The organism is Flavobacterium sp. DW-iso2 (genome assembly GCF_058725285.1).
On the sequence record NZ_JBZXDY010000002.1, the window covers coordinates 119,300 to 133,172 of the forward strand.

At 33.8% G+C, this 13,873-nt stretch carries 6 protein-coding genes; all 6 read left to right on the top strand.

The window, feature by feature from the left end:
* Positions 1–270 precede the first annotated feature (270 nt).
* The 6 genes from AC4PRO_RS01960 (at position 271) to AC4PRO_RS01985 (ending at position 13,837) form a co-directional block, all read left to right on the top strand.
* On the top strand, positions 271–3,270 hold the full coding sequence (locus AC4PRO_RS01960) for a SusC/RagA family TonB-linked outer membrane protein (RefSeq protein ID WP_492116095.1): 3,000 nt from the start codon (positions 271–273) through the stop codon (positions 3,268–3,270).
* Between the two features lie 10 nt (positions 3,271–3,280).
* Positions 3,281–4,822 carry a RagB/SusD family nutrient uptake outer membrane protein gene (locus AC4PRO_RS01965; RefSeq protein ID WP_492116096.1) on the top strand — a complete coding sequence of 514 codons (1,542 nt, stop codon included), beginning with the start codon at positions 3,281–3,283 and terminating at the stop codon, positions 4,820–4,822.
* Between the two features lie 156 nt (positions 4,823–4,978).
* Positions 4,979–8,296 carry a VCBS repeat-containing protein gene (locus AC4PRO_RS01970; protein ID WP_492116097.1) on the top strand — a complete coding sequence of 1,106 codons (3,318 nt, stop codon included), beginning with the start codon at positions 4,979–4,981 and terminating at the stop codon, positions 8,294–8,296.
* Positions 8,289–11,558 carry a VCBS repeat-containing protein gene (locus AC4PRO_RS01975; protein WP_492116098.1) on the top strand — a complete coding sequence of 1,090 codons (3,270 nt, stop codon included), beginning with the start codon at positions 8,289–8,291 and terminating at the stop codon, positions 11,556–11,558. The genes AC4PRO_RS01970 and AC4PRO_RS01975 overlap by 8 nt, the downstream gene beginning before the upstream one ends.
* A 35-nt stretch (positions 11,559–11,593) precedes the next feature.
* Positions 11,594–12,919 carry a vanadium-dependent haloperoxidase gene (locus AC4PRO_RS01980; RefSeq protein ID WP_492116099.1) on the top strand — a complete coding sequence of 442 codons (1,326 nt, stop codon included), beginning with the start codon at positions 11,594–11,596 and terminating at the stop codon, positions 12,917–12,919.
* Positions 12,920–13,837, top strand: a complete 918-nt coding sequence (locus AC4PRO_RS01985; RefSeq protein WP_492116100.1) for a GyrI-like domain-containing protein — start codon at positions 12,920–12,922, stop codon at positions 13,835–13,837.
* The last annotated feature ends 36 nt before the right edge of the window (positions 13,838–13,873 follow it).

A 13,873-nucleotide genomic window follows, 5' to 3' on the forward strand; every position in this document is an offset into this window, starting at 1 on the left:
ATATACTTTTTTTGATAAAAACGGATTGTTTATTCCGCTTTATTCACGTTAAAATAACATAATGATTTAAATTTGGTATAATTTTTACGTTTTACATAATTTTAAAGCTAAATTTTTAAAGTATTGATTTTAAAATCGAAAACGTTTTCGGCGCTTCGAAAACGTTGTAGTTGTTGATTTTCTTAAAGTTATCATAAATTTTAGCTAAGTTTGATATTCAATTTAAACAAAACCATTCAAACAAATTATTAACCAACTTATTTATTACGTATGAAAAATAGTCTAACCAAAGGCTTGATGGTGTTTCTAACGGTATTATGTACAAGTTTCACATATTCGCAAAGTGTGTCCGGTACAGTATCCGATTCTAGTGGGCCTCTTCCTGGGGCTTCAATATTAGTTAAAGGAACAACAAATGGAGCACAAACAGATTTCGATGGAAAATTCACCATCGGAAATGTCGGACCAAATGCTATTTTAGTTTTTAGTTATATTGGTCTTAAAACACAAGAAGTAAATGTAGCTGGGAAAACTTCGGTGAATGTTATACTAAAAGAAGACTCAGCAGAGTTGAAAGAAGTAGTCGTTATCGGTTACGGTACTGTTAGAAAGAAAGATGCGACTGGTGCAGTTGATCAAATAGGGGCCAAAGATTTTGATAATATTGCATCTCCATCACCAGCTCAGTTGTTAAGAGGTAAAGTGGCGGGAGTTCAAGTAACTCAGTCAAGTGGAGAGCCAGGAGCTGGAATTTCAGTGAGAGTTCGTGGAAATTCTTCGATTCGTTCTGGAAACGGACCGTTGTACGTTATTGATGGTGTGCCGTTAGATGGTGGAAATGTTTCTGCCGGAGGTGGACTTACGAATAATAACGGTGCTCAGGATTTAGGGTCGTCTTCTGCAAGAAATCCATTGAACTTTATTAATCAAAATGATATCGAAAGTATTAGTGTATTGAAAGATGCTTCTTCTACGGCTATTTATGGTTCTCGTGGAGCTAATGGTGTAATTGTTATTACGACTAAAAAAGGAAAATCTAGCGTGCCACAACTTACTTACAGTACTTCTGTTACTTTTAGTAAGAAGGCAGGTAATTTTGGTGTGATGAGTGCTGATGAATTTGTTGCTGCAGGTGGTGATGACAAAGGGTCAAGATCTTATAACTGGGAAGACGCTGTATTAAGAAATGGTTTTTCTATGAATCATGATTTATCTTTTAGTAAAACTACAGATAATTCGAATACAAGATTGTCTTTTGGAGCATCTAACACAGATGGAATTGTTAAAAATTCAGGTTTAGATAAATATTCGGCTTCGTTTTACAACTCTAATGATTTCTTCGATGGAGCTGTTAAAGTGGAATCAAGAGTTATTTACACTGCACTGAAGGATGAAACGACATTATTGTCTAATAATGCTGGCTATATCGGTAACGTAATTGGTACTGCATTGTATTGGAATCCTACATTGCCTATCTACAATACAGATGGTACATATAATGTTATTAGTACTTCTTATTTGAATCCAGTTCAATTGTTAGATTCTTACAAAGATTTTACCGATACAAATAAATTATTGGGTAGTATTAATACAACCTGGAAAATCAATAGTAAACTAACATACAAGTTCTTATTTGGTATTGAAAGTTCTACATCGTCTAGAAAAACACAGTTGCTGCCTTCTATTCAAATCTTGAATACTGCGCAAGCGGTAGTGCCAGATACGAATCCAGCTGTTACGAAATATGGTCAAGCGGCAATTGCCAATCAAAGTAAATTTAATAAAACTTTTGAGCACACGTTGAATTATAACAGTGACATCAGCGATAATTTTAATTTAGATGCCTTAGCGGGATATTCTTATTATGATTATAATGCTGATGGAAATAACTCTTCAGGTATTGGTTATGACTCTGGACAAACTAACTTGATTGATAATATTCAAGGTGGACTGCAAAATGAATATAGAGTATCTTCATACAGAAATAGAGTAGAATTGCAATCTTATTTCGGGAGAATAAATGCTACTTTGTATAAAAAATTAATTATTACTGGAACGGTAAGAGCTGATGGTTCAACTAAACTTGGGGTAAATAATAAATACGATTATTTTCCTTCTGTAGGTGTCGCTTACAAAGTTGTAGATAATCAAGAAGGATGGATTAATGATTTTAAAATTAGAGGGAATTATGGTAAGACAGGAAATCAAGAGTTTTCTCCTAATTCAGCTGTAGGGAAGCAAATTCGTACTAATAACGGGTCTCCAGCTACTATAAACAATGCTAATCCTAATTTAAAATGGGAAACTACTAAATCTTATGGAATTGGGGCTGATTTCGAATTCCTTAATAATAGATTGACAGGATCTGTTGATTATTTTCAAAGAGATACTAAGGATTTAATTTTCCCTGTGCCTGCAGCGACTCCTCAGCCAGGTCCTCCATCGCCAAGATTTGTAAACTTACCGGGAAATTTAATTAATAAAGGAGTTGAGGTAGCTTTAGGTTATAAAATAATTAATAATGAGAACCTTACTTGGGATATTTCTGGGAACGCTTCTTTCTTAAAAAATGAAATGACCAACTTTGCTGGATTTATCTCTACAGGGGGATTAAATGGTCAAGGGTTGTCAGGAGCGTATGCTCAGGTCGTTACAAATGGTAAGCCAATTTATTCCTACTATTTGTATGAATGGAGAGGATATGATGCAAGTGGTAATTCTATTTATGCGGATGCTGCTGGTAATGATACAGGTCTAGGTACCGCTGCTAAAAAAATACTCGATAAACAGCCTTTACCAAAAATTAATCTTGGATTCTCTACAGGTTTTAGTTATAAAGGATTTGATGCAAGTACATCTTTCTATGGTGCTTTAGGACATTACATTTATAACAACACATCTAATGCATATTTCTTTAAAGGAGCATTCCTTGGCGGTAGAAACGTGACTCAAGAAGTGGCAATATCTGAACAAGCAGCGGGTGATCCTAACTCTCCGTCGACAAAATATTTAGAGAAAGGAGATTTCTTAAGAATGGGCAATCTTACTTTTGGATACACACTTGACGGAAATATTTTGGAAAGAACCAAAATTAAATCGGCTCGATTTTTTGTAAATGCATCTAATTTATTTGTAATCACAAGTTATTCAGGAACAGATCCAGAAGTGGATACTGATAAGTCTTTGAATGGTGTGCCTTCCGCTGGAATAGAGTATTTATCTTATCCAAGAGACAAAAGTGTATCTGTCGGACTTAACGTAACATTTTAATTAAAACACGATGAAAAGAATAAACATTATAAAAGGCATCTTATTAACTAGTACGATTGTACTAGGGGTAAGTTGTACAAATCTTGACGAAGAAATATTAGACGGTGTTGTTATTAGCGATACTGGATCTTCAACAATTAGCGCCTCGTCATTATTAACGAGTGCCTACGAAGGATTGAGAGGTTTTGAAACACAGGGACAAATGTTTGCGTTGGATGAAATGTCAACAGATGCATTAGTAGGCCCGACACGTGGTGGTGACTGGGATGATAATGCAACTTGGAGACAAATCCATGTGCATACTTGGGCTCCAGATCACGTTGAGGTAAGAAATGCATGGAACGCTTTGCTGTCTCAGGTATACAACTGTAATTTAGTAATTGAAAACGGTTCTGGAACTGAAGTAACACAAGCGCGTTTCCTTAGGGCTTTCTATTACTATAACGTAATTGATTTGTTTGGACAAGTACCATATAGAGAAGCAGGTAGTAAATTGACAGATGACCCTAAAGTTTGGTCAAGATCAGAAGCTACAGATTTTGTAATTAGTGAAGTGGAAGCAGTAATTTCACAGTTGCCGGCAAGGGTCGTTGGTAACACTGGCGTTGCGAATGCTGATGCAGCACATTTTTTATTGGCTAAGTTGTATTTAAATAAAAGTGTCTTTAAAGCTGCAGCTCCTGCAGGACCGTATACTTTTGATCCTGCCGATATGACAAAAGTAGTTACTAATGTAGATGCAATTAATAGTTCATTAGCTGTTGATTATTGGGATAATTTCAAGCCAGGTAATGATACTTCTCCTGAAATATTATTCTCTTCCAAAAATGTTAGAGGTGGTGCTGGAGGTGGAATTCAATTCCATTGGAGAATGGGAATGCATTACAATCAAACACCAGATGGATGGAATGGTTTTGCTACTGTAGCAGAATACTACGATAAATTTAATCCTAATGATAGACGTATTAAAAACAATGATGCTGCGATAATTACTGCATTTGGTAATCCAACTGGATTTCAAATTGGTCAAATATATAAGCCTGGAGGGACTGAAATCGCTCGTGATAGAATTAAAAATGATGCTAACCCACTTGGTCAGCCATTAATTTTTACTAAAGCTTTGACTTTAATTACAAGTGGAGCTACATTGGAATCAGCAGGTGTCAGAGGTCAAAAATACATTCCGGATGCTCAGAATTTAGGAGCGCCTGATAATGATTATGTATTTATGAGGTATTCAGATGCTTTGATGATGAAAGCGGAAGCGATTGCTAGAGGAGGGTCAGGAACAAATGACGTTGCTAAATTAGCGCAAATTGTTTCAAGATCTGGACAAGTAGCAGTTTTTCCAACTACTCTTGATGGAATCTACCTAGAGAGATCTAAAGAATTATGGTGGGAAGGATGGAGAAGAAATGATATGGTGCGTTTTGGAAAATTCCTTGCAGCCAGAGAGTTGAAGCCTTACGTTTCTGATAATAAATATATATTATTCCCAATTCCAGCAGATGCTTTGTTTAATGCAAACTTAAAGCAAAACCCTGGTTACTAAGGATTATTTACAATTTTATGTTTTGAGTTAGTTATAGAGAGGGTACTTGTTACCCTCTTTATTATTTACTCTATTTTGATTATTTTATTTAATGATTATTTTATAAATTAGACAAATAAATCACTCTTTTTTTTGAAACCAAATCCCAGCAGTTGTATGTTTAATCGTTACCTTTTTTTTTCAATTTTCATTCTTTTTTTTTCTAATTGTTCTAAAGAAAATACTGTAAATAAAGATGCTTTATTTACTAAATTAGATGCCTCAGCAACCGGAATTAACTTTGTTAATGATGTGAAAAATGGAGCTGACATGAATATCTTTAAATATAGAAATTTTTATAATGGTGGTGGAGTAGCTATTGCAGATGTTAATAATGATGGGCTTTCAGATATTTATTTTACCTCTAACCTGGGGGCTAATAAATTGTATTTAAATAAAGGAAATTTTCAATTTGAGGATATTTCTAAAAAAGCTGGAGTAGAAGGTTCTAAGTCCTGGTCAACCGGAGTTGTTATGGTTGATATTAATGCAGATGGATTACTGGATATCTATGTTTGTAATGCTGGAAACATACAAGGCGACAATCAAAAGAATGAACTTTTTATCAATAACGGGAATCTTACTTTTACCGAAAAAGCAGCAGATTATAACCTAGCAGATACTGGAATAACCACGCATACTGCATTTTTTGATTATGATAAAGACGGAGATTTGGATGCTTATATTCTTAATAATAGTTTTATACCTGTAAGTAGTCTTAATTATTCCAATAAGAGAGAATTGAGAGACAAGTATTGGGACGTAGCTGATATTTTGAAAGGAGGCGGAGACCGTCTGCTTCGTAATGATAACGGAAAATTTGTTGATGTAAGTAAGGAAGCAGGAATTTATGGTAGTTTAATCGGTTTTGGATTAGGTGTTACCGTAGGAGATGTCAATGGGGATTTGTACCCTGATATCTATGTTTCTAATGACTTTTATGAAAGAGATTATCTGTACATAAATAATAAAAACGGAACTTTTACGGAGCAAATTCAAGGTTGGGCTTCTCATATCAGTCAGTCTTCTATGGGAGCAGATATGGCTGACGTTAACAATGACGGAAAAGCAGATGTATTTGTTACAGACATGTTGCCAGAAGGTGACGAACGATTAAAAAACACAACTAGTTTTGAAAATTATGATTTATTTCTACGAAAAATAAATCTCGATTTTTTCAATCAATACATGCAAAACACCTTACAGGTTAACAACGGAAATAATCAGTTTGTGGAAATTGCCAATTACGCCGGCGTTGCTAAAACAGATTGGAGTTGGGGTGCTTTACTATTTGATATGGATAATGATGGCTACAAAGATATTTATGTTTGTAATGGAATTTATCACGATTTGACGAATCAAGATTTTGTTGACTTTTTTGCGAATGAATTTATGCAAAAGATGGTCGTGACAGGAAAGAAGGAACAAATTGAGACGATAATAAATCGCATGCCAAGTTCTCCTCTTCCTAATTATGCCTTTAAAAATAATAAAAACCTGACTTTTACAAATGAAGCGCAAAATTGGGGTTTAGGTACTCCTAGTTTTTCAAATGGAGCTGCTTATGGAGATTTAGATAACGATGGGGATTTAGATTTAGTTGTTAATAATGTAAATATGGAGGCTTTTGTTTATCAAAATAATTCAGAAAAAAAGAAAGACAACCATTTTATTAAAGTCAAGTTAAAAGGGGGAAATAAAAATAGTTTTGGAGTAGGAAGTGTTGTAGAATTATTTTCAGGCAAAGAAATTTTGAGACAAGAACTTATTCCTTCTAGAGGTTTTCAGTCTTCTATTGATTATGTGATGACTTTTGGTATTGGAACAAAAAAAATAGATTCTTTACAGGTTATTTGGCCTAATGGGAAGTTTCAAACGCTTAAAAAAATCAATAATAACAGCACAATTAATTTGAAAATTACTGATGCAAAAGTGGATTATCTTTCTAAAAACAATAAGATCAAGCCACTTTTCGTTGAAACTAAATCTGGATTTTTAGCGCATAAAGAAAATGATTATATCGATTTTGACTATGAAGGTTTAATTTCAAAAGAACTGTCTCAAGAAGGTCCAGCCCTCGCAGTTGCCGATATTAATGGAGACGGTAATGAAGATGTTTTTATTGGTGGAGCCAAAGGAGTTTCTGGAAAAATTTACTTGAATAAAGGAAATAGTAATTATAGTTTGACTAGTCAAGTTAGCCTTGATTCAGACGCGAGCTACGAAGATACTGCAGCAAATTTCTTTGATGCAGATAATGATGGCGATATTGATTTATTAATAGGCTCAGGAGGAAATGAAAAAGCCGATCAAAACAATTATAAAAACCGTTTGTATTTAAACAATGGTAAAGGCGTGTTTGTGAAAAGTACAACGGCTGTTCCAACTACAAATAATAATGTTGCCGTGATTGTATCAAATGATTTTGATAATGATGGCGATATGGATGTTTTTATAGGAAGCCGAAGTGTTCCTGGTGTTTATGGAATTGATCCTAAACATTTATTATTAGAGAATGATGGGAAAGGTAATTTTACTAATGCTACTGATAAAAAAGCTTTTAAACTCAATACTGTAGGGATGATTACTGATGCAATATGGGAAGATATAGATAATGATTCTAAAAAAGATCTGATAATCGTAGGGGACTGGATGGCTCCAAAAATATTTAAAAATACAGGAAGGAGACTTGTTGAATATAAATCAAATCTAACAGAATTTTCAGGTTTTTGGAATGCAGTAAGCTGTGTAGATTTGAATAATGACGGTAAAAAAGATTTGGTTTTAGGGAATAAGGGAACGAATACCACTTACAAAGCTTCTGTAAAAAATCCGATGCGATTGTTTGTAAATGATTTTGACAATAATGGAACTATCGAACAGATTGCAACCCGCTCTATAGATGGGAAAGATATGCCTTTGAACCTAAAACAGGATGTTGCGAAACAAATACCATTGATTAAGAAGAAGAATTTAAGTTATGCAGATTACGCTAAGAAAAGTTTTCAGGAACTCTTTGTTGCTGATGTCACAAATAATTCAATTCAAAGAACGGCTACCATTCAGGAAAGCGTGGTTGCCATGAATAAAGGAAATGGAACATTTGAAATAGAAGCTTTGCCAAAAGAAGTTCAGTTTTCTTCTGTGAACACCATTTGCGTGGTAGATATTAATAAAGATGGAATTCTCGACCTTGTTTTAGGAGGGAATCAATACGAGTTTAAACCACAGTTTTCAAGACTTGATTCTAATTATGGAAGTGTTCTTTTAGGGAATAAGAACGGCAGCTATACATGGGTTCCTTATGCTCAATCTGGATTTTATATGAAAGGCGAAGTGAAGCATCTTAAAACAATAAAAAACAAGGCAAACGCCATTTCTATAATTGCCGTAATTAATGATAATGCACCTAAAATATTTAAAAGAAATGAATAATTATTTTCGAATAGCACTGCTTTCTGTGCTAATGGTAAGTTGCTCAAAAAAAGATCATTATTTATTTGAAAAACTAGCCTCAGATAAAAGTAATATTACTTTCAATAATCAATTATTAGAATCAAAAAATATTTCTATACTAGATTACCTCTATTATTATAATGGTGGTGGTGTAGCACTTGGAGATATTAATAATGATGGTTTGGTTGATATTTATTTTACTTCAAATCAAGGTAAAAATAAATTGTACCTGAATAAAGGCAATAATAAATTTGAAGATATAAGCACTAAGGCTAGAGTTGAGGGTCAAAGTGACTGGACTGCAGGAACGGTTATGGCAGATGTAAATGGGGATGGATATTTAGATATTTATGTTTGTGCTGTTGTAGGAATAAATGGTTTTGAAGGACATAATGAATTATTCATTAACAATAAGGACAATACTTTTACAGAAAGTGCCGCCGAATATGGTTTGGACCTAGATAATTACAGCTCTTCTGCGGCATTTTTTGATTATGATTTAGATGGTGATTTAGATATGTATTTATTGAATCATGCGGTACATTCGGAAGAATCGTTCGGGAATGCCGATGTAAGAAATAAAAGAAGCTATGAATGTGGTGATAAATTATTTAGAAATGACAATGGTAAATTTGTTGATGTAAGTGAGAAAGCAGGAATTTTTGGCGGAGCAAATGGCTATGGATTAGGGCTTGCGGTTGCTGATTTTAATCTTGATGGTTATCCTGATATTTATGTTGGGAATGATTTTCACGAAGATGATTATTACTACTTAAATAATGGCGATGGTACTTTCACAGAAAGTTTAAAACAACATTTTGGACATACCAGCCGATTTTCGATGGGAGTTGATGTTGCGGATATCAATCATGATGGATTCCCAGATATTCTAACGCTCGACATGCTTCCTGAGAATGAAAAAGTTTTAAAATCGTCATTAGGAGATGATAATGTACAGATGCTAAAAATGAGAACCGAAAAATTAGGGTACCATTATCAGTACACAAGAAATATGTTGCAATTGAATAATGCAGGGAATAATTTTACTGAAACCGCGCTTCTTAATGGACTTGCTGCTACTGACTGGAGTTGGAGTGCTTTGTTTGCCGATTATGATCAGGATGGGGAACAGGATCTTTTTGTAGGTAACGGAATCCCAAAACGTCCCAATGATTTAGATTACGTAAAGTATTATTCTAATGACCAGATTAAAACAAAAATAACGACTACTAAATTATTAGACAAAGAGGCTTTAAATAAAATGCCAAAAGGAAATTGTACGAACTATATGTTTCAAGGAGCTGCCGATTTACACTTTAAAAATAGATCTAAGGACTGGATAGAAAATGACTCAATAATTTCTAACGGAAGTGGTTATGCTGATATTGATAATGATGGAGATCTCGATATTATTACTAATAATTTGAATAGTGTTGCATCTGTTTACATCAATAGAACAGATTCTGCTTCTAATTACTTAAAGTTGAAACTGCAGTTTCAAGGAAAAAACACCTTCGGAATAGGAGCTAAAGTGATTTCTTATGCAAAAGGAAAAAGACAGTTTAAGGAATTACAAACGACAAGAGGATTTCAATCTTCTTCTGAGCCAATGCTACATTTTGGATATGGAAAGATAAAAATGATCGACTCCTTAGTGGTTATTTGGCCCGACAAAACATATCAAACTTTAAAGGATATAAAGGCCAATCAGACAATTGTAGTAAAAGCTGCGAAAAGAAGAAAAGTATTTAATTACCAAAAATTACATCCTTCTATTGTACCGGTATTTAAAAAGGTAAAAGATAATTTAGGAATCGACTTCACGCATCAGGAAAACGACTACGTTGATTTTATTTTTCAAAAATTAATTCCTTACCAACGTTCCGATCGTGGACCAGCTACTGCCATAGGAGATTTAAACAATGATGGTAAAGAAGATGTTTTCTTTGGTGGATCTAAAAATAAAAAGGCAACGGTATATGTTCAAAATGGGAATGGATTTTCGAAAAAAACGTTTACAGCTATAGCCAATGATTCCATATATGAAGATGCTTCCGCTGTAATTGGAGATTTTAATAATGACAAAGTCAATGATTTATTTGTAGCTTCCGGAGGTGGTGAAAACGCCTCCGATTTACAGGACCGCTTGTATCTATCAGAAAACAAACAATTAGTAAAAACAAACTTATTGGAGTTGACAAAAAATGCTTCTGTAGTTAAAATGTTTGATTATGACAATGACGGAGATTTAGATATTTTTGTTGGAAATAATTCGGTTAATAATCGTTTTGGAAGCATTCCAGATTCCTATTTATTAAATAATGCAGACGGTGTTTTCTCTATTGTTCAAAATAAAACCTTTTCAAAAATTGGAATGGTGACGGATGCTGTATTTTCAGATTTCAATAAAGACGGTAAAATCGATTTAATTGTAATAGGGGAATGGATGAAACCTACTTTTTTTGCCAATACAAACGGAAAATTCAAAGACGTAACAGCTACTGTGTTGCCAGAAAAAAGCAATGGTTTGTGGCAAGCAATTATACCTTTTGATATTGATAATGATGGGGACCTTGATTATATAGTAGGGAACTGGGGGATGAACTCCAAGTTCAAGGCGTCTCAGGAGTTTCCTATGAAAATGTTTTATGATGATTTTGATCACAACGGATCTTATGAAACGATTGTAGCTACTGAAAAAAATGGAAGCTATTACACTACCATGGGACTTGATGATTTAGCAGAGCAGTTTAGTGGGATGTTAAAAAAGAAATTCAAAAGCTATAAGGTATTTGCAGGAAAAACGGTTGAAGAAGTCTTTAGTCCAAAAATGCTTTCAGACGCAAAGCATTTTGAAGTACATAATTTAAAATCGGGATACCTTAAAAATCAGAACGGAAAATTCACTTTTGTTGCTTTTTCAAATGATTTACAAGTCGCTCCAATTAATTGTTTTGTGAAATCTAATTTTGATTCCAATAAAAAAGAAGCTGTTTTTGCTGCGGGTAATTATTTTGGAGTATCTCCTTATCACAGTCGATTTGATGGTTTTTCGGGAGCTTTAATCAAAGATGCAAAAACAATTGTATTAGGTAGTAAGTTAGGAATTGACTTGTCTCAAAAAGCAGTAAGACATTTAGATATGATTACTCTGAAAGGGAAAAAATATTTACTTGTGACTGTAAACAACAGCAAAGCGGAGGTATATGAGTTACCTATGATCAAGGAAAATAAGCAATAGGTTAAAAGGATATTCAAATTTAAATAGAAAGAGAAATGAAATTACAAAAATATTTTATAGTAGCAATTGTTGTACTATTTATATCATGTCAAAAGGACAAACCTATTGAAGTTACAACAGATGAGTATCATGCTGCGATAGAAAATGTGACAGAAATAATGATTCATGATATTTTTTCACCGCCAGTTGCTAGTAGGATTTTTGTTTATCCTAACATTGCTGCATATGAAGTTATTGCTCAAAATAGTAAGACTTATTTCACTCTAGGAACTCAGTTAAAAGGATTAGGAACTACTCCTAAATTAGATCCTAAAAGCGGAGTGAATGTTGAGGTTGCGGCTTTGGTTGCTCATATGGAAGTGAGCAAGCAGTTGGTTTTTTCAGAAGAATTAGTAGAGAAATTTAGAGATAGCTTATATAAAAAATGGAGCGAGACTAATGAAAAAGAATTTGAAGTTTCTAAAGAATATGGACTTAAAGTAGCAGATCATATCAAGAAATGGATGGATAAAGACAATTACAAGCAAACGCGAACGATGTCTAAGTTTTCTGTTTTGCCTAATGTTGCCGGTAGATGGCAACCAACTCCACCGGCTTATATGGATGCAATAGAACCACATTGGAGCGAAATTAGAACACTTGTATTAGATTCTGCCTCTCAATTTAAACCTATACCAGCACTCCCTTTTTCATTAAATAAAAATTCAGCTTTTTTTAAACAAGTACAAGAGGTTTATGATATTAGCTTAGATATGAAAAAGAAGGGTGATAGTTGTGATGAGGTTAAGATGGCTCAGTTCTGGGACTGTAATCCTTACGTTTCGGTGAGTCAAGGACATATGATGTTTGCCAAAAAGAAAATAACTCCAGGCGCGCATTGGATGGGAATTACCAAAATTGCTTGTAAAAAATCAAATGCTAATTTTGAGAAAACAATTTTTGCTTATACAGAAACATCTATCGGAATGTTTGAAGCTTTTATTAGCTGTTGGGATGAAAAGTTCAGGAGTAATGTCATAAGGCCAGAAACGGTGATTAATCAGGAAATCGATGAAAATTGGAAACCAGCTTTGCAAACACCTCCGTTTCCAGAATACACTAGTGGACATTCTGTGGTTTCTACTGTTTCGGCTGCAATTTTAACTTCGATATTTGGAGATAATTTTGCTTTTGTGGATAATTCAGAGTTGCCTTTTGGTCTGCCAAACAGATCTTTTAAATCTTTTAACGCTGCTTCAAAAGAGGCTGCCATGAGTCGTTTTTATGGAGGTATTCATTACAGAGCAGCAATTGAAAACGGAATTGTACAAGGGAATGAAATTGCTGGTTTTGTTGTGAATAAATTGAAAATGACGAAGTAAATGAAGACTAATAAAAAAGTAGTATTGTTTTTTAGCGTTTTAATTTCGCTTTTTTTAGTGTGGTATCTTTTTATTAAAAAAAGTGATTACTGTATTTCATTTAAGGTAAAAACAGCAACCGGGACCGTATTTCAAGGAGTTCAGGAATGGTCAGCTTTGCGACAATCTACGGAAAAAGAAGAATATCATACGCTAGAAAAGAAAAACTTTAGTTTCATCAAGCAATCGATGACAAAAGGGAAGATAAAAATGGAATATACTTGGGAAATTAATTCTATAAATGATTCTGTTACTCAAGTTAATGCTTGCATAAAGGATTTTAATAATAGTATTTACAACCGATTGACTGTTCCGTTTGTTGCAACTTATTTTAGAAAACAACAAATTGAAAAGATTACTAATTTTAGAAATGGGTTAAATAAACATTTGGAAAGCTTTAAAATTAAAATTGATGGAATTAAAACTTCCGAGGAAACGTTTGTTGCTTATATCAATTTAAAAAGTGTAATGCAGGAAAAAGCACAGACAATGATTGCAAATGATGCAATTATAACAGGCTATTTGAAACAAAATAATATCAAAATCATAGGGAAACCATATGTCGAAATTCAAAATTGGGATTTGGATAAAGAAATGCTTGATTTCAATTATTGCTTTCCCATTGCTAAGGACACTAAGTTCATTGAAAATGAATTTGTGAAGTTTAAAACCTTAAAAGCGATTAAGGGATTACAGGCAACTTATTACGGTAATTTCAGGACTTCAGACCGAGCTTGGTTTACCTTGTTAGACTATGCACAAAAGCAGGGAATCGACTTAGCCCACCAACCACTGGAACATTTCCTAGCAAACCCTTTTAACGGAGGGAATGAGCTGAGCTGGGAGACAAAAATAATTATTCCTATTTTAAAAATGTAAAAAAGAAAATTCGATATTATTTCATGAATTCGAAAA

Bases quoted from the DNA above. Each gene is read 5' to 3' on its own strand.
- AC4PRO_RS01980 (WP_492116099.1), top strand. From the start codon at position 11,594: ATGAAATTACAAAAATATTTTATAGTAGCAATTGTTGTACTATTTATA.
- AC4PRO_RS01965 (WP_492116096.1), top strand. From the start codon at position 3,281: ATGAAAAGAATAAACATTATAAAAGGCATCTTATTAACTAGTACGATT.
- AC4PRO_RS01975 (WP_492116098.1), top strand. From the start codon at position 8,289: ATGAATAATTATTTTCGAATAGCACTGCTTTCTGTGCTAATGGTAAGT.
- AC4PRO_RS01960 (WP_492116095.1), top strand. From the start codon at position 271: ATGAAAAATAGTCTAACCAAAGGCTTGATGGTGTTTCTAACGGTATTA.
- AC4PRO_RS01970 (WP_492116097.1), top strand. From the start codon at position 4,979: ATGTTTAATCGTTACCTTTTTTTTTCAATTTTCATTCTTTTTTTTTCT.
- AC4PRO_RS01985 (WP_492116100.1), top strand. From the start codon at position 12,920: ATGAAGACTAATAAAAAAGTAGTATTGTTTTTTAGCGTTTTAATTTCG.